Consider the following 26304-nt stretch of genomic DNA (forward strand, 5'->3'; position numbering starts at 1 on the left):
GCAATTAAAAATTAAACAATAAGAATCCAAACAAAATGAAGGTAACAGCAATTAAAATGATGATGAAACGAATGATGTGTATTTGTATGTACGCAACCCATTGCTATTGCCAAAAGCGAATGACTTAGTCTAGTTTATATAGTTCAAACTGTAAAGTCCTTTTGGTAAAGCGCCAAAAGGACTTTTTTTTTTAATCAAAATCTAACTTTAAAATCAATAAAAACATGAGCACTCAGAAATTTTCAACAAACGCATTGCACGCTGGACATAACGTAAAAAATAACGCAGGAACACGTGCCGTACCGATTTATCAGACAACATCCTATGTTTTTAATAATGCCGAACACGCTGCTAATCTATTCGGATTAACCGAAGCAGGATATATCTATACCCGATTAAATAACCCGACGAATGATATACTGGAACAACGCCTGGCGGCTTTGGAAGGTGGTATCGGAGCGGTGGTAACAGCATCGGGAACAGCAGCTATCGCTACGACTTTGCTAGTCTTGCTGCGATCGGGAGATCATATTGTAGCGTCCAACAGCCTGTATGGCGGAACGTATAACTTATTGAATGTAACCTTAGCGCGATTGGGAATCACAACCACATTTGTAGATCCTTCGGATCCGGAGAATTTTACAAAAGCGGCTCAGGAAAATACGCGGGCCTTTTTTGCGGAAAGCCTCGGAAATCCAAAACTGGATGTACTGGATCTCAAGGCTATTTCCAAGCAGGCTCAACAATTTAAGGTGCCGTTTATTGTAGACAATACCGTAGCCACACCGTATTTACTTAACCCGATTGAGCACGGTGCCAATATCGTAATTCATTCCCTGACAAAATATATTTCCGGAAACGGAACGTCTTTAGGAGGAGCGATTATCGATGCCGGAACTTTTGACTGGAGCAACGGGAAATTCCCGGAATTTACCGAGCCATCTGCAGGTTACCACGGATTGGTTTACCACGAAGCTTTAGGAAATGCGGCCTTTATCGCCAAAGTGAGAATCGAAGGGCTACGGGATTTTGGTGCTGCTTTAAGTCCGTTTAATGCTTTTCAGATTATTCAGGGATTGGAAACACTGGATATTCGGGTGAAAAAACACAGTGAGAATGCATTGGCATTGGCACAATGGCTGGAACAACAGGATGAGGTAGCCTGGGTAAACTATCCGGGATTATCCTCCAGTCGTTATTACGAACTGGCACAGCAATACCTGCCAAAAGGACAAAACGGAGTAGTAACCTTCGGATTAAAAGGCGGATTTGATGCCGCGCGGCAAGTGGCCGATGCAACCGAATTGTTTTCACTGTTGGCCAATATCGGAGATTCCAAATCACTGATTATTCATCCAACAAGTACAACCCATCAGCAATTGACAGAAGCGCAACAGCTGACGACCGGAGTGACCAGAGATTTGGTCCGCTTGTCGGTAGGTCTGGAAGATTTGGAAGACCTGAAAGCCGACTTAAAACAAGCATTTGAAAAAGTTAAATTAAAAAGAGAAGTAACGTCATGAGTAACAAAATAGTAAACGTATTAGGATTTGTTGAAAACAGCGACCAGTTTGTTGTTAAAACACAGAATTTCAAAGTAAGAATAAGTAATAATGTAGTTCTGGGTGACCAGAATGGTCCCAGCCCGGTTGAATTTTTACTGGCAGGACTAGCCGGAAGTATAAACGCCGTAGGACACATTGTTGCCAGAGAGCTTAAACTGGAGCTCAAAGCCCTTCAGGTAGAAATATCAGGAGAACTGGAAACCAGTAAAATAGCAGGGATCGAAACCAATAGCAGACCAGGACTGAAATGCATAGAAGTAGTGGTAAAACCAACTACCGATGCTTCCCTGGTAGTACTGAAACAATGGATTGACATCGTAAAAGAAAGATGCCCGTTAAGAGACAGTCTGTTAAATACATCTGCAGTATTGCTAACACTGGTAAAAGAATACAACCAGTCGGAAGTAATCTAAATAACGATCCCGAAACCGGAAAGAAAATTAAGTTGTTTTGTTTGTTTTTACTGCCTCTAACACGTCTGCAAAAGTTAGAGGCAGTTTCAAAAAAAGTAGAAAATGAATAGCGTATATAAAATAGATCTGTTTGATTTTGCATTGGAGAATGGCGTTGTCAAAAGGTGGATTCCATTGTATTATCAGTATTTCGGACAACCCGTAGGAACGGCTCCGGTGGTTTTGGTGAACCATGCCTTAACCGGCAACTCGCAGGTAACCGGAGAAAACGGATGGTGGCAAAGCCTTATTGGTCCCGATGCGGTTATCGATACGGATTATTATACCGTAATAGCCTTTAACATACCCGGTAATGGATATGACGGAAATACGGAAAATCTGATTCATAGCTACACGGACTTTACAACTAAGGATATTGCCCGAATTTTTTGGGAAGGGTTGGAATACCTCGGAATTCAAAAATTGTTTGCGGTAATCGGTGGAAGTCTTGGTGGCGGAATTGCATGGGAAATGGCCTTCCTAAAACCACAGCAGATCGAAAACCTGATACCCGTTGCGACCGATTGGAAGGCGACCGATTGGCTAATTGCCAACGTAATGGTTCAGGATAAAATTCTGAATAATTCCGAAAACCCGATTCACGATGCCCGACTGCATGCCATGTTATTGTACCGTACGCCTCTGTCGTTAAACAAAAAATTTAACCGGGAACAACAGGGAATAAGACAACAGTATCAGGTGGAAAGCTGGTTATTACACCACGGTGAAAAATTAAAAAGCAGGTTTCAACTGGCATCCTATAAACTGATGAATCACTTACTAAAAACCATAGGCGAAGATACCCATTGCGGCAATTTTTTACAGTTTGGAAAAGAAACAAATGCCAACATTCACTTAGTGGCTGTTGATAGCGATTATTTCTTTACAGCCGATCAAAACCGGGAAACCTATGAAATTCTGAAACGAGTCAATACCAACGTTTACTATCACGAAATACAATCCATACACGGGCACGATGCCTTCCTGATTGAGTTCGAACAATTAAATACAATACTCCGCAACATATTTATAAAAACAAAACAAAAAGCACAATGAAGATATTAAAATTTGGAGGGAAGTCACTGGCCTATAATGGCGGCTTTGATAAGGTACTCCGCATTATTCAGGAAAAAGTAGAAAATAAGGAAAAGATTGCAGTAGTGGTTTCGGCTATTGGAAATGCGACCAACGAACTGGAACAAATACTGGAAGCCGCTTCGAAAAACAAATCCTATATCGAACAATTGGAAACGTTTAAAAAGGAGCAACAAGGGAACTCGGCCGTCGATCTTTCCGATGAGTTTTCCCTTCTGGATAAGTTGTTCGAGGGCGTGGCACTTTTAGGTGATTATAGTCTGAAAATTAAAGATAACGTACTGGCTCAGGGCGAAGTCATCGCGGCAAAGGTAGTCACCGATGCCTTACAACAAAAAGGATTGAATGCCCATTTTTCCGATACGCGTTTATTGATCAAGACCGATACCAAATTCGGAAATGCACAACCGCTGGAACAGACTTCACGAAAGAACATCCTCAATCACTTCAAACAACATAACGGCACCACGATCAATGTCATCACCGGGTTTATCGGATCGAATGTCAATGACGAAACCACCACCTTGGGCCGTAACGGTAGCAATTATACCGCCTCTTTAATTGCCAATTATCTCGAAGCAGAAGAACTACAAAATTATACCCATGTGGATGGCATCTATACCGCCAATCCCGATCTGGTAAAAGACGCTAAAAAAATAGATCGGCTTTCGTTTAACGAAGCCAACGAGCTGGCCAACTTCGGAGCGACAATACTACACGCAAAAACCATCGTCCCGCTTATCGAAAAAAATATCCCGCTACGGGTACTGAATACTTTTAATCATCTTAATAAAGGAACACTGATCACGGCTATATCCGATAACGAAGGAATTAAAACACTTTCGGTAATGGACAATGTAGCATTGATCAACCTGGAAGGGAGAGGCCTTTTGGGAAAAACCGGAATCGATGCCCGTATTTTCCGTGTAATGGCCGATAATGAGATTAGTGTGAGTATTATTTCACAGGGATCATCCGAAAGGGGAATCGGAATTATAGTGGCGGCCGATAAAGTGACCAAAGCAATCGTAGGTTTGGAACGTGAGTTTGAAAATGATTTTTATAATAAGGATGTAAGTAAAATTACGGCGAACGATGATGTGGCAGTGATTTCAATTATTGGTCAGGATCTGAGTACGTTCCACAAACCCTATACGGCTTTAATCCGAAATAAAATTGTACCGGTATTGTTTAATAATACCGTAACCGGTAAAAATGTGAGTTTGGTTGTTCAAAAAGCGCAAACCCATAAGGCGCTGAATGTGATTCACGGAGAGATCTTTGGAGTGGCCAAAAAAATCAATATAGCTGTTTTCGGACATGGATTGGTTGGCGGAACGCTAATTGATCAGGTTTTGGCTTCCGCAGAGAATATTGAAAAGGTAAAGGGAATCAAACTCAACATTTTTGCCATTGGAAATTCCAGAAAAGTGCTATTAAATAAAGGCGGAATTACAGCCGATTGGCGGGAAGAAATTCAGCAAAACGGAAAATTATACAGTGTGGATGACGTGATCGATTATGCCGAGGAACACCATCTGGAAAACCTGATTGCCATTGATAATACCGCCAGTGCCGATTTTATCGAAAATTATATTCCGCTGGCCGAAAAAAGTTTTGATCTGATTTCGTCCAATAAAATAGCCAATACCGTGGGATATGCGTTCTATCAAAAACTCCGTAAAACGCTGGCCGATAATCAGAAAAATTATTTATACGAAACCAACGTAGGCGCGGGTTTGCCGCTTATTGATACGATTAAATTATTACACCTTTCCGGAGAAAATATCACCAAAATAAAAGGGGTGTTTTCCGGGACATTAAGTTATTTATTTAATCATTTTTCAGTCGAAAACAGACCGTTTAGTCAGGTGTTACAGGAAGCGGTTGATAAAGGTTTTACCGAACCCGATCCGCGTGAAGATCTAAGTGGAAACGATGTGGCGCGTAAATTATTGATCCTCGCTCGGGAACTCGACCTGCAAAATGAATTTGAAGAAATTAAAATAGAAAACCTGATCCCTGAAAAATTACAGCAAGGTAGCGCTTCGGAGTTTTTAAACCGGATTTCCGAACTGGACACACTTTATCAGTCGGTAAAAGAAAAGCAGCAACCGGGATATGTATTGCGCTATATCGGCGAATTGTCGGGCGACTTACAACAGGATAAAGGTAATCTCGATGTGAAATTAGTCTCCGTTCCGGGGAATTCCGCGTTGGGACAATTAAAAGGTTCCGATTCGATTTTTGAAATCTATACCGATTCGTACGGTGATCAGCCAATCATAATTCAAGGTGCCGGTGCCGGTGCTTCGGTAACCGCAAGAGGTGTCTTTGGAGACATTTTAAGATTATCGGAAAAGAAATAATTATCCTAAAACAAACAAAACCATGAACAACTCAGCATTGGGATTCGAAACGCAGGCCATTCGAACCCAGACAGAACGCAGTCAGTATTTGGAACATTCGGTACCGTTGTACCTTACGTCCAGTTTTATTTTTGAAGATGCCGAAGACATGCGGGCTTCTTTTGCCGAAGAAAAAGACCGGAATATTTACAGTCGGTTTTCCAACCCAAACACCAGTGAATTTGTTGAAAAAATCTGCAAAATGGAAGGTGCCGAGTCGGGTTATGCCTTTGCTACCGGAATGGCGGCAGTGTATTCGACCTTTGCGGCGCTGTTAAATGCCGGTGATCATATCGTGTCGGCCAGTAGTGTATTCGGATCGACCCATACGCTTTTTACAAAGTATTTTCCAAAATGGAATATTACAACCAGCTACTTTAACATTACCGAACCGGAAACGATCGAAAGTTATATCCAACCGAACACTCGTATTCTGTTTGCCGAATCGCCAACCAATCCCGCTGTGGACATTCTCGATCTGGAATATCTGGGAAAAATTGCTAAAAAATACAACCTGATTCTGATTGTAGATAACTGTTTTGCGACACCGTATCTTCAGAATCCAATTGCCTTTGGAGCCGATTTGGTGATCCATTCGGCAACCAAATTAATCGACGGACAAGGTCGGGTTTTGGGCGGCGTGACGGTTGGAAAAGAAGAACTGATCCGGGAGATTTATCTGTTTTCGCGAAATACCGGGCCGGCATTGTCACCATTTAACGCCTGGATTTTGTCAAAAAGTTTGGAAACACTACCGGTTCGGGTGGAAAAACATTGTGAAAATGCCGGGAAAATCGCTCACTTTTTAGAGAAGCATCCCAATGTACAAACCGTAAAATATCCTTTTTTAAAGTCACATCCGCAATATGAGATCGCAAAAAAACAAATGCGATTGGGCGGAAACATCGTTGCCTTCGAAATCAAAGGAGGGATTGCTGCCGGACGACAGTTTCTGGACAAAATCAAACTGTGTTCGTTGTCGGCAAATTTAGGCGATACCCGTACGATCGTTACGCATCCGGCTTCTACCACACATAGTAAACTCACGGAACAGGAACGCCTCGCGGTGAGTATTACCGATGGATTAGTACGGATTTCGGCCGGTTTGGAAAGTGTAAACGACATCATTGCCGATCTCGAACAAGCACTCATATAGCAATTTAAGCACGGAAATTTGGTTGGTATAAAACAATTGCGTTATTTTGCACTGTTCTTATACAGACTGAAATGTTATCACGAAAGGCAGAGGGAATAGACCCGATGAAGCCTTAGCAACCCTTTACACTTTAAAGAAGGTGCTACATTCTACCCGAAAACAATGCAAATTGGTTTTCAGGATAGATAACAAAGAATACTTTTCTGGTATTCCTTCTCTCTTTACGGATGACATTTTTTACGCTGATTTTCAGAACGGCAAAAAGCTAAGGCAATAGGGGTATAGTGCTATCTGCGCTGTTTTCGTATTGACTTTGGCCAAAACTAAAAAAAACTAAAAAATGTCAAAGATTAATGAAGCGCTGCAAAACAGAATCCTGATTCTCGACGGAGCAATGGGAACGATGTTACAGCGATACAACTTTTCGGAAGAAGACTTTAGAGGAGAACGATTTAAAGATTTTCCGCATCCGCTAAAAGGAAACAACGATCTCCTTTCCATTACACAACCACAGGCGATTCGCGAAATCCACGCGCAGTATTTTGACGCGGGTGCCGATATCGTCGAAACCAATACGTTTTCGGGAACGACTATCGGTATGGCCGATTATCACCTGGAAGATCTGGTATACGAACTCAATTACGAATCGGCTAAAATTGCCCGGGAAGTAGCCGATACATTTACGGCTCAAAATCCCGAAAAACCAAGGTTTGTCGCCGGTTCGATAGGACCAACCAACCGTACGGCCAGTATGTCACCCGATGTGAACGATCCCGGGTATCGCGCCGTTACTTTCGATGATTTGCGCATCGCCTATAAACAACAGGTCGAAGCACTTATTGATGGTGGAAGCGATATATTACTGGTGGAAACCATTTTTGATACACTGAATGCCAAAGCCGCTTTGTTTGCCATCGATGAGGTAAAAGAAGAGCGCAATCTCGATATCCCGGTAATGGTAAGTGGTACAATTACGGATGCTTCCGGTAGGACATTGTCCGGACAAACTGTTGAGGCTTTTTTGATTTCGATTTCACATATTCCGTTGCTAAGTGTCGGATTTAACTGCGCTTTGGGAGCCGATCAGCTAAAACCATATTTAAAACGATTGGCACACAATACTTCTTTTAATATATCGGCACATCCAAATGCCGGATTGCCTAATGCTTTCGGACAATACGATCAGACACCGGAAGAAATGCAGGTCTTGATAAAAGAATATCTCGATGATAATTTGATCAATATTATTGGCGGCTGTTGCGGAACCACTCCGGAGCATATCCGCCTGATTGCCGAAGTGGCGAAAGCATACCAACCCAGAATTTTAGAATAGATAGCATGGCTGAAGCAGATTGTAAAAAATACTTGCGATTATCAGGATTAGAACCGTTGATTATCACTCCGGAAAGTATTTTCGTGAATGTAGGAGAGCGCACCAACGTGACCGGATCACGGAAATTTTTGCGCCTGATAAAAGAAGAAAAATATGAAGAAGCACTCGATATTGCCCGCGCTCAGGTAGAAGGTGGCGCGCAAATCGTGGATATTAACATGGATGAAGGAATGCTCGATGGTGTAGCCGCAATGACCCGATTCCTGAATCTTGTCGCTTCCGAACCCGATATCTCCCGTGTGCCGGTTATGATTGATAGTTCCAAATGGGAAATTATCGAGGCCGGTTTAAAAGTGGTTCAGGGAAAATGTGTCGTGAATTCCATCAGTTTAAAAGAAGGCGAAGCGACATTTATCCATCATGCCAAACTGATAAAACGATATGGTGCGGCTGTGATTGTGATGGCTTTTGATGAAGCGGGACAAGCAGATACATACGAACGCCGGATTGAAATCTGTAAGCGTTCCTACGATATTTTGGTTGATCAGGTGGGATTCCCGGCGGAAGACATCATTTTTGACCCCAATATCTTTCCCGTAGCAACCGGAATGGAAGAACACCGTCGCAATGCACTTGACTTTTTCCACGCTACAAAATGGATTCGGGAAAACCTGCCCTATGCTAATGTGAGTGGTGGTGTGAGTAATGTGTCATTTTCCTTCCGAGGAAACGACCGGGTGCGCGAAGCGATGCATTCGGCTTTCCTGTATCATGCCATTCAGCACGGAATGTCGATGGGAATTGTTAATCCGGAAATGCTGGAAGTATACGATGAAATTCCAAAAGATTTACTGGAACATGTAGAAGACGTATTGCTGGATCGTAGGGATGACGCAACAGAGCGACTGTTGGCATTTGCCGAAAATGTAAAAGGTGATGCAAAAACGATCGAAAAACAAAACCAGGAATGGCGTAACGGAACCGTACAGGAACGACTCACGCATGCATTGGTAAAAGGGATCGATGAGTTTGTAGAACTCGATGTGGAAGAAGCACGCCAATTGGCACAGAAACCGATTGAAGTGATCGAAATAAACCTGATGGCCGGAATGAACGTTGTAGGTGATTTGTTTGGAAGTGGAAAAATGTTCCTGCCGCAGGTGGTCAAATCGGCACGAGTGATGAAAAAAGCGGTGGCCTATTTGTTGCCGTTTATCGAAGCGGGCAAAGACGGAGCGTCCCGTTCGGCTGGGAAAATACTGATGGCAACCGTAAAAGGCGATGTACACGATATCGGTAAAAATATTGTCTCGGTAGTTTTGGGGTGTAATAATTTTGAAATCATCGATTTAGGGGTGATGGTTCCACCGGAAAAAATTATCGAAATCGCAATTAAAGAACAGGTAGATATTATCGGTCTGAGTGGATTGATCACACCATCGCTGGACGAAATGGTGTATTTGGCCAAAGAGATGGATAAACTCAATATAAAAATTCCGCTAATGATTGGTGGAGCGACAACTTCCCGTGCGCATACGGCCGTAAAGATCGCACCGGAATATTCCGAAACCGTAGTACATGTGAATGATGCTTCCCGTGCGGTTACCGTCGCAGGAAATCTGATCAATCAAAATGTAAAAAGTGATTATGCCAAAGCCATTCGTTCGGAATACGACGAATTACGGGAAGGTTTTTTAAACCGTTCGCGCGATAAAAACTTCCTGACATTAGCCGAAGCACGCGCCAATAAACTGACGCTCGACTGGGGTCAGTTTACACCTCAAAAGCCGCGTAAAACAGGAGTACATACAATTACAGTTCGATTGGAAGAGCTGGTCGATTATATCGATTGGACCCCATTTTTCAGAACCTGGGACTTACATGGGAAATACCCAAACATTTTAGAAGATGAAGTGGTAGGAGAACAGGCGGTACTATTGTTTCAGGATGCGCAAAAAATGTTGCACCAGCTGATAACCGAAAACTGGTTGGAAGCCAAAGGAATTTATGGCGTTTTCCCGGCAAATCAGGTAAACGACGACGATATCGAAGTATATGATGAAAAGGGGAACGTATTGGAGACGTTTTTAACGCTGCGACAACAATCACAAAAAACAAAAGGAGCGCCTAATATTGCTTTGTCCGATTTTATAGCGCCAAAAGAAAGTGAGAAACAGGATTATATAGGCGCTTTTTGTGTGACAACCGGTTTTGGAGTGGATGAAAAAGCGGCTGAATTTGAAGCGGCTCACGACGATTATAACGCTATAATGATCAAGGCATTGGGCGATCGATTTGCAGAAGCGTTTGCTGAATACCTACACGAAAAAGTACGAAAAGAAATTTGGGGATATGCTTCTGATGAGATTCTGAGCAATGATGAACTGATTTCCGAAAAGTACAAAGGAATCCGCCCGGCACCGGGTTATCCGGCTTGCCCGGATCATCTCGAAAAAAATACAATCTGGACATTACTCGATGTAGAAAACAAAATCGGAGTAAAACTGACGGAAAGTCTGGCCATGTGGCCGGCATCTTCAGTATCGGGTTATTATTTCGGAAATCCGGAAAGTAAATATTTTGGATTGGGAAAAATAAAAGAAGACCAGGTTCGAAATTATGCCCAACGTCGTAAGGTACCGTATGAATACGCCGAAAAATGGCTGAATCCGAATATAGCCGATTAACAAAACGAAATTATAGTATCCAAATGAAAGTAACACAACATATAGCTGATGCAAAAGGGAAATCGCTGTTCTCTTTCGAAATATTACCACCGCTGAAAGGACAGAATATCCAATGCATATTTGACAATATCGAACCGCTGATGGAATTTAAACCTCCGTTTATCGATGTAACCTATCACCGGGAAGAGTACGAATATAAAGAGTTGCCTAACGGATTGCTCGAAAAAAAGATCGTTAAAAAAAGACCGGGTACGGTTGGAATCTGCTCGGCAATCCAGAATAAATATCTGGTAGATGCTATTCCGCATATTTTATGCGGCGGTTTTACCAAAGAAGATACCGAAAATTTCCTGATCGATATGGATTTTCTCGGAATTGATAACGTTGTGGCATTACGCGGTGACGCGGTAAAAAGCGAAATCTACTTTAAACCGGAAAAAGAAGGTAATCATTATGCAAGCGAACTCGTAACACAAATCAGCAATCTGAATAATGGAATTTATCTGGATGCGGATTTGCAAAATACAAATAAAACCAACTTTTGTATCGGTGTAGCCGGTTATCCGGAAAAGCATATGGAAGCACCGAGCCTGGATAGCGATATTCATTTTCTGAAACAAAAAATCAAAAACGGAGCCGATTATATTATCACGCAGATGTTTTTTGACAATCAAAAGTTTTTCGATTTTGTAGCCAAATGCAGAAAAGAAGGAATTGAAGTTCCGATTATTCCGGGATTAAAACCGATTTCTACGAAAAAACAGCTCAATCAGATTCCGCATCGTTTTAAAGTGGATTTACCTGACGAACTGGTGAAAGAAATCGTTAAAGCAGCCGATAATGATGTCGTAAAAGAAATCGGAATCGAATGGTGTATTGCGCAAAGCCGCGAATTAATACAAGCCGGAATTCCAGTACTACACTATTATTCGATGGGACGTTCCGAAAACATCCGGAAAATTGCCGAAATGGTATTTTAATAGTTTATAACACACCTTACAGGTTTCCAAAACCTGTCAGGTGTTTTTACTTTTTAATGATTTTTCGTTTCCAAACAGCACCATTGCTATCCTGAATCGTTGCAAAATAAATTCCGTTGGGTTGTGCGGTAATATCAACGGAATGGGAAGCGGTTTTTAGAATACATCTTCCCGTCTGATCGTGAATTTGTATTTCGGAAATGGTTTCTACTGTTTCTGTTTTGAAAACACCATTAGTTGGATTTGGGAAAATTGTGATTGCTTCTTTTACTTCTGAAATGTCAGCCAATGCTAATTTTTTTTTAGTTACCGTAAGTGTAATTTTTGCAAATAATTCAATATTAAATGGATTCTTTACTATAAGGATCACATATTTTCCTTCACTGTTAAAAGTTGTCGACCAACTGCCATTTTTATAAATGTAACCGGAATAATCCAGACGACCATATCCTGCCCGGGGATTATAGATGTTGCTTTTATCATAGGGTAAAACAACGAACCAAAACCAAGAAGAATCCTGTGGTGGGAAATCGTAATAATTTATTGTTACTGTCGTACCACTTTCGATTGGACCGGCAAATGTACTTATGAATGTTCGAGTGGGAGAGTAATGGATATCAATATGTTGTTGGGCATAAGAACAATAACTAATAAAGAAACAGAGTAAAAAATTTTTCATCTTCCAAAATTTTTAATTAATACAAAGCATCATCTTATTTGGATATAAGATCATAACGGGTAAGGTTGGATGTGTTTTTGTGGTTTGTAGGAGAGGTTTGCAACGGTGTTTCCTGACAAAAATAAGAATAGTTTAAGGTAGACGATAAGTATATTCATATTTGTCTATATTTGTCTGTTTGCCAAAGACGAAATGAGACATTGTTTTTTTTTAGTAGTACTATTTTTTTCCTGTTATGCATTTTCCCAAAAGAGCAAGGGAAAAGAGTATTTTGTAGACGCTAATTATTTTTACGGCAATATCCTGCCACATAATAATACGATTAAGCATCTTATTACCACACATCCGGAAGGAATACTTTTAAGTGTGAACCGTAAAACCTATGGCGATGAAGCCTGGCAATCGGAATATAATTTCCCGGACTACGGATTGTCGTTTCAATACCAGGGAAATAAAAATGAAACATTAGGCGACCTATATGGTTTATACGGACATTATAATTTTTATTTTCTAAAACGTAACCTTCAGTTTAGGGTAGGACAGGGAGTTGCTTATAGTACGAATCCATACGATAAAGAAAGTAATTTCAGAAATTTTGCCTATAGTACCCGACTGATGCCGTCTACATATTTTATGATCAATTATAATAAGCAACGTATCTGGAAAGGCCTTGGAGTACAAACCGGATTGCTGTTGGTACATCATTCGAATGCCAATATCAAAGCGCCAAATACCAGTACCAATACGATGGCTTTTACTGTTGGACTTAATTATAATTTTAGCGAAAAGGAACCGGAATATACTTTCGAAAAAGATACAACCCGTTATGCCGAACCACTTCGTTATACTGTTGCTTTCCGTAGTGGTGTTAATGAAAGTGATGTTATCGGAAGCGGACAGTATCCGTTTTATGTGCTTTCAGGATATGTCGATAAACGGATCAGTAAAAAAAGTGCGATTCAGTTCGGAGGCGATTTCTTCTGGTCACTATATCTGAAAGAATACATCCGCTATATGGCCATTGCTTATTACGAAAAAAACAGCGATCCAAATGTCGATTATAAAAGAGCCGGAATTTTTATCGGTCATGAACTTTTTGTTAACCGCTTTACTTTCGAAACACAACTGGGCTATTATGTATATGATCCCGCAAAAATAAGTGCGTCCTTTTACCAGCGCTTAGGACTCAAATTTTATGTGACCCGTAACGTTTTCGGCGGAATAAGTTTAAAAACACATGCCGCGAAAGCCGAAGCGCTCGAATGTAGTCTTGGAATCCGATTGTAAAAATGAAACAAATGACAAAATATTATTCTTGTTTATTGATCATCCTTTTTGTGTTGTTCTCCTGTAATTCCGAAAAAGCACCGGACTGTTTTATGGCTTCCGGGAGTATTGTTACCAATGAAATTACGACTCCTGATTTTAGCTGGATCGACGTAGGAGAAGGCATTGAAATGATTGTAAAACAAGGAAGTGAAACAAAAATACTTGTAGAAACCGGTGCGAATCTTTTACAGGGTATTTCGGTTTCGGTTTCGGATGATAAATTGTTTTTGCGGAACGGTAACGGATGCAGTTGGTTTCGCGATAAAAACATCACAAAAGTATATGTCACCGTACCGGATTTAAAAGGGATTTATTCGGCTTCCCAATTTAATATCTCCTCAAATGGGGTGCTGCATTTTGAGGATTTTGCCATCCGATCGGGTATGTATTCCGATACGGCTTCGGGAATATTCGATTTGCAACTGGAATGTACCAATCTTGTTGTCGAAGATAATCAGGCTTCGTTATACCGTATTTCCGGAAAAGTGACCAATCTGAGTATTGCCTTTTATTCCGGAGCCGAACGTTTTGAAGGTCAAAACCTGATGGCGCAACAGGTGTGGGTTTTTCAGCGAAGTACAAATGATATCATTGTAAATCCGCAACAGGAGATAAAAGGGGATATTTACAGTACGGGGAATGTGGTGCTAAAAAACAACCCGTCTTTAGTGGAAATAGCCCAGCATTATACCGGGCATGTGGTCTATAATTAAATTATTTTTTCTGCGTCATTTCGCGGAATACGGCTTCCAGATTTTTGTTTTTCAGATTTAGCTGTAAGGTTTTTAAACCATTTTCCTGAGCAAAATCAAAAACGACCGGTCGCATGTCTTTCTCCGTTGTAAAAGTAAGTTCCCAAATCGTATCGTGAACATTTCGGTGCGATTGCAGGTTAGGGATTTTAGCGATTAATTGGGCTTCAATCTGATAGTCGAATTCTACTTCAATAACCTGTTCGTTATCTTCGCTCATCAGGCTATCCAGTTTTTTATCGGTTACAATTTTACCATTGTTAATGATGATCACACGGTCACAAATCGCTTCTACTTCCTGCATAATATGCGTGGAAAGGAATACGGTTTTGTTTTTTCCGATATTTTTGATCAACTCACGGATCTCAACCAACTGGTTTGGGTCAAGTCCTGTGGTCGGTTCGTCGAGAATCAATACTTCCGGATCGTGCAATAAAGCCGTCGCCAAGCCAACACGCTGACGGTATCCTTTGGAAAGCGCTCCGATTTTCTTATGACTTTCCGGAGTTAAGCCGGTAAGTGCAATTACTTCGTCAATACGGGATTTGGCGACTTTGTATACATCGGCATTAAACGCCAGGTATTCGCGTACATACAAATCAAGGTATAGCGGATTATGTTCCGGTAAGTAGCCTACAGATTGCTGCACTGCTTTAGCCGAAGTTATAACATCATGTCCGTTAACGCTGGCAGTACCCTGATCGGCATCCAGAAAAGTGGTTAGTATTTTCATTAAGGTAGATTTTCCGGCACCATTTGGACCTAGAAAACCGACAATCTCACCTTTTTTTATCGAAAATGTAACCGAATCCAACGCTTTTTGCTCCCCGTAATTCTTGGATATATTTAAAACTTCAATAGACATACTAATACCTGATTTGGAGCAAAAATAAGAAGAAAATGATGCTGATTATTTTTAAAATCATAAATTTTTTAAAATATTAACCGATGGAAATATTTTTTTTCTAATTTTGTCACTCAAATACAATGGCGAAAAACCAATGAATTCAAGTAACACTTTTTATTATAACAATTTCTTTTATTTTTTCTGGAAAGAAGAAAGGGATTGTCATATGGTTATTTGATCGAAGTATACGAAAGAATTATAACACTATAATACACAATCCCGATGTTTTCCATCGGGATTTTTTTTTGGCATATGGAAAGGAAAATTGCAATACAGGGAATCAAAGGGTCGTTCCATCATCAGGTGGCGAAAGAATACTTCAATGAAAGTAAAGCCCTTATCGAATGTATGTCATTCGATGAATTAGTAAAAAGTGTACTGGAAGACGATCGGAACCTCGGAATTATGGCCTTGGAAAATTCAATCGCCGGGTCGATTATACCGAATTATGCACTTATTGATTTTAATAAACTGCACATCATCGGGGAGCACTATCTGGATATCCGGATGAATCTGATGGCCTTACCGGGACAAACGATCGAAGATATCCGGGAAGTGCATTCCCATCCGATGGCGTTATTGCAATGTAAAAAGTTTTTTAGCCGCTATCCGCATATCCGATTGATAGAAGATGCCGATACGGCCGAAACCGCACGAAGAATCCGAGAAAAAGAGCTCTCCGGAATTGGAGCCGTAGCCAGTAAGGTCGCTTCCGAAATGTATGAACTTCCCGTATTGGCCGAAAATATTCATACGATAACGAGTAATAAAACTCGTTTTGTGATCGTAAAAGCACAGAATTCGGTTATCCCGAAACAGGATATTGATAAGGTTTCGCTAAAGTTTGAGTTGGAAGATATGCAGGGAAGTCTGGCTACGATTCTGAATATTATGAACGATTACAAATTGAACCTCACCAAGATTCAGTCAATGCCGATTATCGAAAAGCCCTGGCAATATTCCTTCTTTGTCGATATCACATTTGAACAGTATGAAGATTATGAGAAAGCAAAGGCAACTCTGGAAGAAATGACGAAAGAATTTAAGGTTTTAGGAGAATATAAAAAAGGAGTAGTATGATAACAACAGCAAAACGATTAGATCAGGTTCAGGAATACTACTTTTCGCAAAAACTGCGGGAAGTACGGGAATTGCAGGCCGAAGGGAAACCTGTTATCAATATGGGAATTGGGAGCCCGGATCTGGCACCGGCCACAACCGTTATGGATGCGGTACGCGAAGCCATGTCGCAACCGTCCGCACACCAATATCAGAGTTATCAGGGACTTCCCGAACTCCGTCAGGCGATGGCCGATTTTTATGCCACTCATTTTGAAGTAGCCCTAAACCCGGATTCGGAAATATTGCCGTTAATGGGATCGAAAGAAGGAATCCTGCACATTGCTATGGCTTTTCTAAATGAAGGAGATGGTGTGTTGATCCCGAATCCGGGTTACCCAACCTATGCGTCGGTTGCCAATCTGGTGGGTGCTGAAAGTATTTTTTATGATTTATCAGCCGAGCGAAACTGGGAGCCGGATTTTGAAGCTTTGGAAAAACAAGACCTTTCACGGGTAAAACTGATGTGGGTAAGCTATCCGCATATGCCAACCGGAGCTACAGGAAACCGATCGTTGTTTGAAAAACTGATAGCCTTTGCAAAAAAACACCGGATACTGATTGTAAATGACAATCCGTATAGTTTTATACTAAACGACAATCCGGAATCCATTTTGAGTATTCCCGGAGCGATGGAGGTGGCGATGGAACTGAATTCGCTGAGTAAAACCTTTAATATGGCCGGTTGGCGTGTAGGAATGGTGATGGGGAAAAGAGAACTGATTCAGGCGGTGCTAAAAGTAAAAAGTAATATGGACAGCGGGATGTTTTATGGTATCCAAAAAGGAGCCATCGCCGCTTTAAAAAGCGATTCGACCTGGTTTGCAAAACAAAACGAAATATATCAAAACAGACGAAATCTTGTTTTTGAACTGGTGCGGAAATTAAACTGCACGTTCGATACCAATAGCGTCGGCTTGTTTGTCTGGGCGAAATTACCACCGGAAGAAAAATCGGCGGAAGCCTTTGTCGACAAATTGTTATACGATAAAAACCTGTTTATTGCGCCCGGAACGATTTTCGGAAGTAATGGCGAAGGATACATTCGATTTTCGTTATGTATTCCGGAAGAAAAAATTAAAGAAATTCTAAAACGATTTGACTAAATGAAGGGAGAAGAAAAAGTTTTTATAATTGGACTTGGTCTGATTGGTGGCTCCTTTGCACTCGATTTTCGGAAAGAGAACGAACGGGCGGTTTTCTTTGGGATCGAAACCAATGAAAGCCATGTTAAAGAAGCGCTGGAACGCGGCATCATCGATCGCCAGGCCGACTGGGAACAATTGTCGGAGGCCGATTGGGTGGTGTTGGCGATACCGGTTGACAAGGCAGTTGCTGTTTTGCCGGAAGTACTGGATCGGATACAAGAAAATACGGTCGTACTCGATGTAGGATCAACAAAAGAACAAATCTGTAAAGCTGTTGAAAACCATTCGAAAAGGCGTAATTTTATAGCGACGCATCCGATAGCGGGAACAGAGTTTTCGGGACCGTCGGCAGCCTTCGAAGGACTGTTTGCCGGAAAGACCAATATCATTTGCGAAATTGAGAAAACCGCTTTTGGAATTCAGGAAAAAGCCCTGCAATTGTTTAAAAAAATAAAGATGCGAATCCGCTATATGGACCCAAAAGCACACGATAAACACATTGCTTATGTTTCGCATCTGTCGCACATCAGTTCCTTTATGTTGGGGAAAACGGTGATTGCAGAAGAGCAAAACGAACGCGATATTTTTGATATGGCAGGAAGTGGATTCGAAAGCACGGTACGGTTAGCGAAAAGTTCTCCGGCCATGTGGACGCCCATTTTTAAACAAAACCGGGAAATGGTACTGAAATCATTATCCGAATATATTGAAAACCTGAATCATTTTAAAACCTTGCTGGAAACCGGCGATTATGATTCGGTTTATTCCGAAATGGAACAAACAAATGCGATAAAAGAAATCTTAAAAGGAATACATTTAAAAAAAGAATTGAGTTATGGAGAATAATGCTGCAATGAGAACATGGTTGGACGCTTTCAATTTAAGTCATCCGTTGGTGATCGCCGGGCCATGTAGTGCCGAAACAGAAGAACAAGTATTAAAAATAGCACACGAATTAAAAGATTCGGATGTAAGTGTTTTCAGAGCGGGTATCTGGAAACCGCGTACCCGTCCGGGTGGTTTCGAAGGAGTAGGAGCCATCGGATTAAAATGGTTACAACGCGCCAAAGCGGAAACCGGTTTGTTACTGGCCGTTGAGGTTGCCAATGCGAATCATGTGCAATTGGCCTTAGAACACGACGTGGACGTATTGTGGATTGGTGCCCGAACGACTGTAAATCCGTTTGCCGTTCAGGAAATTGCCGATGCTTTAAAAGATACCGATAAAATCGTACTGGTTAAAAATCCGGTAAATCCCGATTTGTCCTTATGGCTTGGAGGAGTGGAACGTTTGTACAATGCCAATATTAAAAAATTGGGCGTAATCCACAGAGGATTTTCGACCTACGAAAAAACAAAATACAGAAACAATCCGGAGTGGCAATTGCCAATCGAGTTGCAAAGCAAATTTCCGGATTTGCCGCTAATTTGTGACCCGTCGCATATCACCGGAAAACGCGATATGATACTGGAAGTGTCACAACAAGCACTCGATCTGAATTATGACGGACTGATCATTGAAACGCATATCGATCCGGATAATGCGTGGAGCGATGCCGCACAACAAGTAACGCCATCGGCCTTAAAACAGATTTTTAAAGATTTAAGAATCCGTAAAATAACGGATGAAGCCGACGATTACAACCAGCGATTGGAAGGATTGCGTACGCAGATTGACGAAATCGACAGCAAACTTTTAAATATTCTTGACAAGCGTATGAAGATTGCCGACAGCATCGGTGCGTTAAAAAAAGAACGGAACGTAGCGGTATTGCAAAACAAACGTTGGAATGAAATTCTTGGAAAAATGGTACTGGAAGGTGAAGAACGCGGCCTAAGTGAAGAGTTTATTTTAAAAATGTTTAAAGCCATCCACCAGGAGAGTATTGCGCATCAGGAGAAAATAATAAATAGTTAACGGCTTAATTAGTAAAATTTCGTAATATCGCGAAATTTTTTAACAAGCCTTATATGAAAAAACTATTACTATTTGTAGTAACCTTAATGACAACTTTTTCGGCTTTTTCACAATACAAAATGGAAAATGTCTCCATTACCTATGGTGAAGAAATTACCGAAGAGAAAGGGAAGATTATTAAAATTATTGGCGAAACCAATAACAAAATTTATGCATTGGGATTAAAAGGAAAAAGCGATTATTTCCTGAAGATTTTCGATGCAAGCGGAATGAAACTGCTTTCCAACAAACCAATTGTGTTGCCGGAATTAAAAGACAAGGATATCGATTTTGAAGAAATCGTTATCCTAAACGGTAAGTTGTATGTTATTGGAAGCGTATACCACAGAAAAGATAAAATCTTTACTTTGGTGGGAATTGAATATTCCGAAGACGGGAAATTAAGTAAGAACATGACAACCATGTTCGAAGCTGAAGTGGCAAGAAGTTCCGACAGAGGAGGGTTCTATTTTAAAGTATCACCAGACGAGCATATGTTGTTGGCGATGCACACGGCACTTTACGAAAAGGAAGATGCTTTGAAATACGAACTAAAAATGTTTGATCCGAATTTAAAAACGGTTTTCTCGAATATTGAAAAGGTAAGCTATAACGACGATCAAAAAGATTATGAGTTTACAATTTCCGATTTCGACATCAATACAAAAGATGATGTGTTTTTAGTGATCAACGAAAGTTACCGCGATAAAAAGAAAAAGGAAAAAGTAGAGAAATTCCAGGTATTCGCGTTTAAAAACCAAAACGGTTATAAAAAAGAAGTGGTGGATATTAACTTTACCGGAAAAGAAATTATTAACTGTAAAATGATTTCTACCAGTAAAAACACGGTGCAATTGGTCGGATTTTATTCGAGTGTAAGAGATAATGGAAAAGCGAATAAAGAGCTTAAAGGAGTTTATAATGCTACGATTAATCTGAATAACAATACTAACGAAAACCTTAAATTTAATGAGTTCGACTATGCGACCAAAGTAAAATTATTGGGTGAACGTCGTGCGAAAAAAGGAAAAGACTTAAAGCCGTTGTATATGATTCATTCGATTATCGAGAAAAATGACGGCGGACTTATTGTTATTTCAGAGTACCGTTTTATTTATGTAGGTCAGCGACAAGGAATTGGCCCGTTAGGTGTACAACCAATTACCTACACCACAAACGAGATGATCGTGATGGCTCTAAAACCGGACGGATCGTTGGATTGGTGTAATGTTGTAGCAAAAGAACAAGCGGCAACCGTTACCGTGGCGTCGCTTAATATTTTTGCGGGACTGGGAGGTTCCGGAAACTTTAACGTGGCTCTTGGATTGTCATTTCCGTTAGGAGTTATGGGGAAAGGACCGGAATACCTAAGCGCCATTCCGATTTATAAAGACGGTCAGTTGAGCATCCTTTTTAACGATAATAAAAAGAATAAAGGAATAACCGATATCGAAGAAATTAAAGCGTTGGGCAACTACAATAATGCGGTTCCGACCATCTTTGTATTTAGCGATAGCGGCGTGATCACCCGAAAAGATCCGGAAGAAGCCATCAAAAACGAATTGGTAATCCGTCCGGGGATTTTTTACAGAAAAAATGAAAAGGAATTCCTGATCTATGCGTCTCGAAAATCGCAAGACAAATTAGGTCGAATGGTTTTACAATAATTAAAATCAGAAAAGGTTGCCCTCAAAAAGCAACCTTTTTTTGTAATAATAAGATAGTTATCTTTGCGGTATGACAGGAATCGTTTATAAATCTACAGGAAGTTGGTACAGTGTTAAAACCGAAGACAATCAGGTTTTTGAATGCCGTATAAAAGGAAAATTCCGAATGAAAGGCATTAAGAGTACCAATCCTATTGCCGTTGGTGATGTGGTCGATTTTGAATTGGATCAATCCACAGACGAAGTGGCAGGGATTATTCATAACATCCACGACCGTAAAAACTATATTGTTCGCAAATCGGTGAATTTGTCCAAACAAACCCATATTATCGCTTCCAATATCGATATCGTATTCCTTTTGGTTACGATTAACAATCCGCCAACCACAACGAGTTTTATCGATCGTTTCCTGGTTACGGCCGAAGCCTATGGTATTGAAGCGGTTCTGATTTTTAATAAAATTGATACCTACGATGAAGCGACACTGGACGAACAGTTGTATCTGCAGTATGTTTATTCCAATATCGGATATAAATGCCTGCGCGTTTCGGCTGCCGAAGGAAAGGGAATCGAGGAGTTAAAGGCTATGATGAAAGACAAGGTATCCATGTTTTCGGGACATTCCGGAGTTGGGAAATCGACCTTGGTCAATGCGCTGGAACCTTCGTTAAATCTTAAAACAAAAGCAATATCCGATCAGCACCAACAAGGACAACATACCACGACGTTTGCCGAGATGTTTAATCTTTCGTTTGGCGCCCGAATTATCGATACGCCGGGAATCCGCGGTTTTGGAATTGTCGATATGGAAAAACAGGAAATCGGGGATTATTTTCCGGAGTTTTTCGCCCTGAAAGACCAGTGTAAATTTAATAATTGTCTTCATAAAGAAGAACCGCATTGCGCCGTTAAGGAAGCATTGGATAACGATGAAATCGCCTGGTCGCGGTATAAAAGTTATATCCAGATTTTAGAAGGGGATGACGAACATTACCGAACCGATATCTACGGTGAAGGAAAAGCACAGGATACCGAATGAAAGCAGTAATACAACGGGTAACGGAAGCGTCTGTTACCATTGACGGAATAATAGTAGCCGAAATCGAAAAAGGGCTGTTGGTTCTGATTGGAATCGAAGATGCCGATACCAAAGAAGACATTGACTGGCTAACCGCCAAAATTGCCAATCTTCGCATATTTGGCGATGAAAACGAGGTGATGAACCTTTCGCTAAAAGATACCAATGGTGATATGATCGTGGTAAGTCAGTTTACACTGCACGCCCAAACCAAAAAGGGAAACCGTCCTTCTTATATCAAAGCGTCCAAACCGGATATTGCGATACCCTTATACGAAACATTCGTAAAACAAATGGAAACGGAATTAGGGAAACCGGTTCAAACCGGTCAATTCGGAGCCGATATGAAAGTGCGATTGCTTAATGACGGACCGGTGACGATTGTTATTGATACGAAGAATAAAGAATAAAGAGAAAAGAATACTTAAAAAAGCATAAAAATGGACTTAAAAAACGCACAGCTGGACGTAGATAACTGGATTAAAAACCACGGGGTTCGCTATTTTAACGAACTGACCAATATGGCACAGTTAACCGAAGAAGTAGGCGAAGTGGCACGAATTATAGCACGTCGTTATGGCGAGCAATCCGAAAAGGAAAGCGATAAAAACAAAGACCTGGGCGAAGAACTGGCCGATGTGGTTTTTGTGGTTTTATGTCTAGCCAACCAAACGGGCGTGGATTTGCAAGCGGCGTTCGATAAGAAAATGGATCTAAAAACCAAAAGGGATCACGACCGCCATCACAACAACGAAAAATTAAAATAAATACAACGCCTTATAGCGCGCTATAAAATTATGGATCTACAACTCCAACTATCTGACGTAAACCTCAAATCCCAAATTGCTATTACAGGGTCCAAAAGCGAAACAAATCGTTTGTTATTGCTTCAGGCACTGTATCCGAATCTGAAATTGAACAATGTGTCCAATTCAGATGACAGTTTGATGATGACAAAAGCGCTACAGTCGGAGGAATCAGTGATTGATATTCATCATGCTGGTACCGCTATGCGCTTCCTGACCGCCTTTTTCGCAACTCAGGAAGGACGTGAAATCGTACTCACCGGATCCTCGCGTATGCAGGAAAGACCCATTTCCATTTTGGTGGATGCATTACGGCAATTGGGCGCTGTGATTGAATATGAAAAAAATGAAGGATATCCGCCGATTCGGATTTCCGGAAAAAAACTCACGGAATCGAAAGTAAGCTTGCAAGCCAATGTAAGCAGTCAGTATATTTCGGCCTTACTTTTAATAGCACCACGTCTTGAAAATGGTTTGGAACTTATTCTCGAAGGAGAACTAACCTCCATTCCGTATATCCAAATGACGTTATCATTGTTGCAGGAAATTGGAGTCGAAACAACTTTCGAAGGCAATCGTATCACGGTTCGGCCAAAATCTGTAATGGAATCAAAAAGTATTACAGTGGAAAGCGATTGGAGTTCGGCATCCTATTATTATTCCATAGTAGCGATGGCGCCGGTTGGAACGGAAATTACTTTATCCAGTTATAAAGAAAACAGTTTTCAGGGTGATAGTGATTTAGTGGCAATTTACCGCCATTTTGGTGTGGAATCCATTTTTAAAGAGGATAACGTTACCCTGCGAAAAATAGCAATAACCAATCAGGAACAGGTCACGTTCGATTTGAAGAATACTCCGGATATCGCACAAACCATAGCGGTGAGTTGTTTCGGACTACATAAAGCCTGTCATCTTACCGGATTGCATACCCTTAAAATAAAAGAAACCGACCGTCTTGTGGCGTTGCAAAACGAATTGACCAAACTCGGAGCCATTATAACGATAACCGACGATAGCCTGACCTTGGAAGCCTCCGAAGTAATAAAGTCGGATGTAGCAATACAAACCTATCAGGATCATCGGATGGCTATGGCTTTTGCACCACTGGCAATAAAGACATCATTGATCATTAATGAAGCCGAAGTGGTTTCCAAATCCTATCCCGGTTTTTGGGACGATCTTCGCAAAATCGGTTTCCGGATAGCGGAACAAGTGCTGTAAAATAAGGGTTTTAAAAAATAAAACTTAAAACACTTGACAACCCCTGTTTCGCGATAGTATATTTGCACTCAATTTAAAATTTGTACAATGAAGTTATCTCATTTTAATTTCAATTTGCCGGCTGAATTGCTTGCAGAGTTTCCTGCCGAAAACAGAGACGAAGCGCGTTTGATGGTTGTCAACAGAAAAACGCAAACCATCGAACATAAACTTTTTAAAGATATCTTGGATTATTTTGAAGAAGGTGATGTAATGGTGCTGAATAATACCAAGGTTTTTCCGGCTCGTCTATATGGAAATAAAGAAAAGACGGGAGCGAGAATTGAGGTGTTTTTGTTACGAGAATTAAATGCGGAACAACGTTTGTGGGATGTATTGGTAGATCCGGCTCGTAAAATCCGTATTGGTAATAAATTATATTTCGGTGATGACGATTCGTTAGTAGCGGAAGTTATCGATAATACAACTTCCAGAGGAAGAACACTTCGTTTTCTTTACGACGGTTCTTACGAGGAATTCAGAGCAAAATTGTTGGAATTGGGTGAAACGCCGATTCCGAAATACATCAACCGTGCCGTAACGCCGGAAGATGCGGAGCGTTATCAAACCATCTATGCCAAAGAAGAAGGTGCCGTAGCAGCGCCAACTGCCGGATTACACTTCTCCAAACACTTGATGAAGCGTTTGGAAATCAAAGGGATCAATTTTGCTGAAATTACGTTACACGTAGGTTTGGGAACATTTAACCCGGTTGAGGTGGAAGATTTATCCAAACACAAAATGGATTCGGAAGAATTGCGTATTACCGAAGAAGCTTGTGATATTGTAAATAAAGCAAAACAGAACAAGAGAAAAGTATGTGCTGTCGGAACAACGACTATGCGTGCGATGGAAAGTTCGGTTTCGTCTGCCAAAACACTAAACCCGTACGAAGGATGGACAAATAAATTTATTTTCCCACCTTACGACTTTAGCGTAGCCGATTGTATGATCACCAATTTCCATACGCCAAAATCAACATTATTGATGATGATCTCAGCTTTCTGTGGTCACGATTTAATGAAAAAAGCCTACGAAGAGGCGGTTAAAGAAAAATACAAATTCTATTCTTACGGTGATGCGATGTTAATCCTGTAAGTGATACAATAAAAAAAGCGTTCCTCGGAACGCTTTTTTTATGACTTTATAGGAACTATCGAACCTGATATACCAATTTCATGGTGATGTTAGCGGTTTTCTTTTTGGAAGCCGTATTAAACGAACCACCCCAGGAATATTCTTCCGATGAGTTTTGCGCGATGATTTGGAAAACACCCATATCCGATTTTTTCAGATTGCCCAGTTTGGCATCGGCATTTTCGGCAATCTTCTGTGCGCGGGCATTGGCGTCTTTGGTCGCTTCGGCAATCATTTCCAGTTTTAGTTCCGCCAGTTTGGTATAATAATATTCCGGTGGATTGGAATACAATTCCACCCCGGAATTAATCAATTCGGTCACCTCGCGGGAAATTCCCTCTACCTTATCCACTTCCTTACTTTCGATTTGTACATTTTGGGAAAGTGAAAAACCGGTAAAAATCTGTTGGCGCGTATTGCCGTTGCCATCATAAGTATATTCGAAATCCTTATTGATGTTAACTGCCGAAAAAACAATATTATTTTCCGGAATTCCTTTCGAAATCAGATACGATTTAATGATCTCGCGATCTTTGTCGAGTGCCGCATAAGCCTCTTTTAGGTTCATATTCTTTTTGGAAAAAGAACTGCTCCATACAATCAGATCCGATACAAAATCTTTCTTACCAAGCCCGGTTACACTAATCGTGTCGTTGCTTTGGTTTCTGTTTTTAAAGGCGTTGGAAAATAGGAAAGCTGCCAGAACAACGGCTACTCCTATGATAAGAGAATTAACATTGTTTTTCATCACTAAAAAATATTTAATTGTTATAAATGTATGAAATA

The 26304-nt window shown here is 40.8% G+C and carries 23 protein-coding genes and 1 riboswitch; of the genes, 20 read left to right on the plus strand and 3 right to left on the minus strand.

Annotated features, from left to right (window positions below):
* Nucleotides 1–224: 224 nt before the first annotated feature.
* From AAFN64_RS15930 to metF, 8 genes are all read left to right on the plus strand, one after another.
* Nucleotides 225–1523 (plus strand): O-acetylhomoserine aminocarboxypropyltransferase/cysteine synthase family protein, encoded by a 1299-nt coding sequence (locus tag AAFN64_RS15930; protein ID WP_347761254.1) that lies wholly within the window; start codon nucleotides 225–227, stop codon nucleotides 1521–1523.
* Nucleotides 1520–1978 (plus strand): OsmC family protein, encoded by a 459-nt coding sequence (locus tag AAFN64_RS15935; protein ID WP_300491142.1) that lies wholly within the window; start codon nucleotides 1520–1522, stop codon nucleotides 1976–1978. Before AAFN64_RS15930 ends, AAFN64_RS15935 begins: the two co-directional genes overlap by 4 nt.
* A 102-nt stretch (nucleotides 1979–2080) precedes the next feature.
* Nucleotides 2081–3073: an alpha/beta fold hydrolase gene (locus tag AAFN64_RS15940; protein ID WP_347761256.1), complete on the plus strand. Its 993-nt coding sequence runs from the start codon at nucleotides 2081–2083 to the stop codon at nucleotides 3071–3073.
* Nucleotides 3070–5481 (plus strand): bifunctional aspartate kinase/homoserine dehydrogenase I, encoded by a 2412-nt coding sequence (gene thrA / locus AAFN64_RS15945; protein ID WP_347761257.1) that lies wholly within the window; start codon nucleotides 3070–3072, stop codon nucleotides 5479–5481. The genes AAFN64_RS15940 and thrA overlap by 4 nt, the downstream gene beginning before the upstream one ends.
* Before the next feature lie 22 nt (nucleotides 5482–5503).
* Nucleotides 5504–6676, plus strand: coding sequence for an aminotransferase class I/II-fold pyridoxal phosphate-dependent enzyme (locus AAFN64_RS15950; protein WP_347761259.1), 1173 nt, complete (start codon nucleotides 5504–5506; stop codon nucleotides 6674–6676).
* A gap of 71 nt (nucleotides 6677–6747) precedes the next feature.
* Nucleotides 6748–6868: riboswitch (SAM riboswitch) on the plus strand.
* Between the two features lie 148 nt (nucleotides 6869–7016).
* Nucleotides 7017–8009, plus strand: coding sequence for a homocysteine S-methyltransferase family protein (locus tag AAFN64_RS15955; RefSeq protein WP_300491154.1), 993 nt, complete (start codon nucleotides 7017–7019; stop codon nucleotides 8007–8009).
* Nucleotides 8010–8014: 5 nt separating this feature from the next.
* Entirely contained in the window at nucleotides 8015–10696 is a 2682-nt protein-coding gene (gene metH, locus AAFN64_RS15960) for a methionine synthase (protein ID WP_347761261.1), read from the plus strand.
* 23 nt (nucleotides 10697–10719) lie between these two features.
* Nucleotides 10720–11676, plus strand: a complete 957-nt coding sequence (metF, locus tag AAFN64_RS15965) for a methylenetetrahydrofolate reductase [NAD(P)H] (protein ID WP_347761263.1) — start codon at nucleotides 10720–10722, stop codon at nucleotides 11674–11676.
* 46 nt (nucleotides 11677–11722) lie between these two features.
* On the opposite strand, the gene AAFN64_RS15970 is transcribed toward metF, so the two are convergent.
* The gene (locus AAFN64_RS15970) at nucleotides 11723–12355 is read right to left on the minus strand and encodes a T9SS type A sorting domain-containing protein (protein WP_347761264.1); all 633 of its coding nucleotides are present in this window, start codon (nucleotides 12353–12355) and stop codon (nucleotides 11723–11725) included.
* A gap of 192 nt (nucleotides 12356–12547) precedes the next feature.
* On the opposite strand from AAFN64_RS15970, the gene AAFN64_RS15975 reads away from it, so the two are divergent.
* Both AAFN64_RS15975 and AAFN64_RS15980 read left to right on the plus strand, forming a co-directional pair.
* Complete coding sequence (locus AAFN64_RS15975) at nucleotides 12548–13642, plus strand: acyloxyacyl hydrolase (protein ID WP_347761266.1); 1095 nt, start codon at nucleotides 12548–12550, stop codon at nucleotides 13640–13642.
* Nucleotides 13643–13653: 11 nt separating this feature from the next.
* A complete protein-coding gene (locus AAFN64_RS15980; RefSeq protein ID WP_347761267.1) occupies nucleotides 13654–14397 on the plus strand; it encodes a head GIN domain-containing protein in 744 nt (247 codons plus the stop codon).
* 1 nt (nucleotide 14398) lies between these two features.
* Here the strand turns inward: AAFN64_RS15980 and gldA are convergent, their stop codons facing one another.
* Nucleotides 14399–15301, minus strand: a complete 903-nt coding sequence (gene gldA, locus AAFN64_RS15985) for a gliding motility-associated ABC transporter ATP-binding subunit GldA (protein ID WP_300491172.1) — start codon at nucleotides 15299–15301, stop codon at nucleotides 14399–14401.
* 294 nt (nucleotides 15302–15595) lie between these two features.
* Between gldA and AAFN64_RS15990 the strand changes: the two genes are divergently transcribed.
* The 10 genes from AAFN64_RS15990 to queA all read left to right on the plus strand — a co-directional run bounded on the left by AAFN64_RS15990 (nucleotide 15596) and on the right by queA (nucleotide 25479).
* Nucleotides 15596–16423 (plus strand): prephenate dehydratase, encoded by an 828-nt coding sequence (locus tag AAFN64_RS15990; RefSeq protein ID WP_300491175.1) that lies wholly within the window; start codon nucleotides 15596–15598, stop codon nucleotides 16421–16423.
* Nucleotides 16420–17568 carry an aminotransferase class I/II-fold pyridoxal phosphate-dependent enzyme gene (locus AAFN64_RS15995; protein ID WP_347761270.1) on the plus strand — a complete coding sequence of 383 codons (1149 nt, stop codon included), beginning with the start codon at nucleotides 16420–16422 and terminating at the stop codon, nucleotides 17566–17568. The genes AAFN64_RS15990 and AAFN64_RS15995 overlap by 4 nt, the downstream gene beginning before the upstream one ends.
* On the plus strand, nucleotides 17569–18456 hold the full coding sequence (locus tag AAFN64_RS16000; RefSeq protein WP_347761272.1) for a prephenate dehydrogenase: 888 nt from the start codon (nucleotides 17569–17571) through the stop codon (nucleotides 18454–18456).
* Complete coding sequence (locus AAFN64_RS16005) at nucleotides 18446–19528, plus strand: bifunctional 3-deoxy-7-phosphoheptulonate synthase/chorismate mutase type II (RefSeq protein WP_300491184.1); 1083 nt, start codon at nucleotides 18446–18448, stop codon at nucleotides 19526–19528. Before AAFN64_RS16000 ends, AAFN64_RS16005 begins: the two co-directional genes overlap by 11 nt.
* A 53-nt stretch (nucleotides 19529–19581) precedes the next feature.
* Nucleotides 19582–21234: a hypothetical protein gene (locus AAFN64_RS16010; RefSeq protein ID WP_347761274.1), complete on the plus strand. Its 1653-nt coding sequence runs from the start codon at nucleotides 19582–19584 to the stop codon at nucleotides 21232–21234.
* 70 nt (nucleotides 21235–21304) lie between these two features.
* Nucleotides 21305–22273, plus strand: a complete 969-nt coding sequence (gene rsgA / locus AAFN64_RS16015) for a ribosome small subunit-dependent GTPase A (RefSeq protein ID WP_347761276.1) — start codon at nucleotides 21305–21307, stop codon at nucleotides 22271–22273.
* Nucleotides 22270–22722, plus strand: coding sequence for a D-aminoacyl-tRNA deacylase (gene dtd / locus AAFN64_RS16020; RefSeq protein WP_347761278.1), 453 nt, complete (start codon nucleotides 22270–22272; stop codon nucleotides 22720–22722). Before rsgA ends, dtd begins: the two co-directional genes overlap by 4 nt.
* 30 nt (nucleotides 22723–22752) lie before the next feature.
* A complete protein-coding gene (locus AAFN64_RS16025) occupies nucleotides 22753–23079 on the plus strand; it encodes a nucleotide pyrophosphohydrolase (protein WP_256552489.1) in 327 nt (108 codons plus the stop codon).
* Nucleotides 23080–23109: 30 nt separating this feature from the next.
* Nucleotides 23110–24342, plus strand: a complete 1233-nt coding sequence (locus tag AAFN64_RS16030; RefSeq protein WP_347761280.1) for a 3-phosphoshikimate 1-carboxyvinyltransferase — start codon at nucleotides 23110–23112, stop codon at nucleotides 24340–24342.
* 87 nt (nucleotides 24343–24429) lie between these two features.
* Nucleotides 24430–25479 (plus strand): tRNA preQ1(34) S-adenosylmethionine ribosyltransferase-isomerase QueA, encoded by a 1050-nt coding sequence (gene queA / locus AAFN64_RS16035; RefSeq protein WP_300484711.1) that lies wholly within the window; start codon nucleotides 24430–24432, stop codon nucleotides 25477–25479.
* 55 nt (nucleotides 25480–25534) lie between these two features.
* Here the strand turns inward: queA and AAFN64_RS16040 are convergent, their stop codons facing one another.
* Nucleotides 25535–26266, minus strand: coding sequence for an SIMPL domain-containing protein (locus tag AAFN64_RS16040; protein WP_300484713.1), 732 nt, complete (start codon nucleotides 26264–26266; stop codon nucleotides 25535–25537).
* Nucleotides 26267–26304: the final 38 nt, after the last annotated feature.

Origin of the sequence: Flavobacterium sp. CAU 1735 (assembly GCF_039888695.1) — a bacterium.
Taxonomy (GTDB): domain Bacteria; phylum Bacteroidota; class Bacteroidia; order Flavobacteriales; family Flavobacteriaceae; genus Flavobacterium.

Bases quoted from the DNA above. Each gene is read 5' to 3' on its own strand.
- AAFN64_RS16000 (WP_347761272.1), top strand. From the start codon at position 17,569: ATGAAGGGAGAAGAAAAAGTTTTTATAATTGGACTTGGTCTGATTGGT.
- AAFN64_RS15930 (WP_347761254.1), top strand. From the start codon at position 225: ATGAGCACTCAGAAATTTTCAACAAACGCATTGCACGCTGGACATAAC.
- AAFN64_RS15990 (WP_300491175.1), top strand. From the start codon at position 15,596: ATGGAAAGGAAAATTGCAATACAGGGAATCAAAGGGTCGTTCCATCAT.
- AAFN64_RS16025 (WP_256552489.1), top strand. From the start codon at position 22,753: ATGGACTTAAAAAACGCACAGCTGGACGTAGATAACTGGATTAAAAAC.
- rsgA (WP_347761276.1), top strand. From the start codon at position 21,305: ATGACAGGAATCGTTTATAAATCTACAGGAAGTTGGTACAGTGTTAAA.
- gldA (WP_300491172.1), bottom strand. From the start codon at position 15,301: ATGTCTATTGAAGTTTTAAATATATCCAAGAATTACGGGGAGCAAAAA.
- AAFN64_RS15980 (WP_347761267.1), top strand. From the start codon at position 13,654: ATGACAAAATATTATTCTTGTTTATTGATCATCCTTTTTGTGTTGTTC.
- AAFN64_RS16040 (WP_300484713.1), bottom strand. From the start codon at position 26,266: ATGAAAAACAATGTTAATTCTCTTATCATAGGAGTAGCCGTTGTTCTG.
- AAFN64_RS15970 (WP_347761264.1), bottom strand. From the start codon at position 12,355: ATGAAAAATTTTTTACTCTGTTTCTTTATTAGTTATTGTTCTTATGCC.
- dtd (WP_347761278.1), top strand. From the start codon at position 22,270: ATGAAAGCAGTAATACAACGGGTAACGGAAGCGTCTGTTACCATTGAC.
- AAFN64_RS16005 (WP_300491184.1), top strand. From the start codon at position 18,446: ATGGAGAATAATGCTGCAATGAGAACATGGTTGGACGCTTTCAATTTA.
- AAFN64_RS15940 (WP_347761256.1), top strand. From the start codon at position 2,081: ATGAATAGCGTATATAAAATAGATCTGTTTGATTTTGCATTGGAGAAT.
- AAFN64_RS15995 (WP_347761270.1), top strand. From the start codon at position 16,420: ATGATAACAACAGCAAAACGATTAGATCAGGTTCAGGAATACTACTTT.
- AAFN64_RS15955 (WP_300491154.1), top strand. From the start codon at position 7,017: ATGTCAAAGATTAATGAAGCGCTGCAAAACAGAATCCTGATTCTCGAC.
- metH (WP_347761261.1), top strand. From the start codon at position 8,015: ATGGCTGAAGCAGATTGTAAAAAATACTTGCGATTATCAGGATTAGAA.
- queA (WP_300484711.1), top strand. From the start codon at position 24,430: ATGAAGTTATCTCATTTTAATTTCAATTTGCCGGCTGAATTGCTTGCA.
- AAFN64_RS15975 (WP_347761266.1), top strand. From the start codon at position 12,548: ATGAGACATTGTTTTTTTTTAGTAGTACTATTTTTTTCCTGTTATGCA.
- AAFN64_RS15935 (WP_300491142.1), top strand. From the start codon at position 1,520: ATGAGTAACAAAATAGTAAACGTATTAGGATTTGTTGAAAACAGCGAC.
- AAFN64_RS16030 (WP_347761280.1), top strand. From the start codon at position 23,110: ATGGATCTACAACTCCAACTATCTGACGTAAACCTCAAATCCCAAATT.
- metF (WP_347761263.1), top strand. From the start codon at position 10,720: ATGAAAGTAACACAACATATAGCTGATGCAAAAGGGAAATCGCTGTTC.
- AAFN64_RS15950 (WP_347761259.1), top strand. From the start codon at position 5,504: ATGAACAACTCAGCATTGGGATTCGAAACGCAGGCCATTCGAACCCAG.
- AAFN64_RS16010 (WP_347761274.1), top strand. From the start codon at position 19,582: ATGAAAAAACTATTACTATTTGTAGTAACCTTAATGACAACTTTTTCG.
- thrA (WP_347761257.1), top strand. From the start codon at position 3,070: ATGAAGATATTAAAATTTGGAGGGAAGTCACTGGCCTATAATGGCGGC.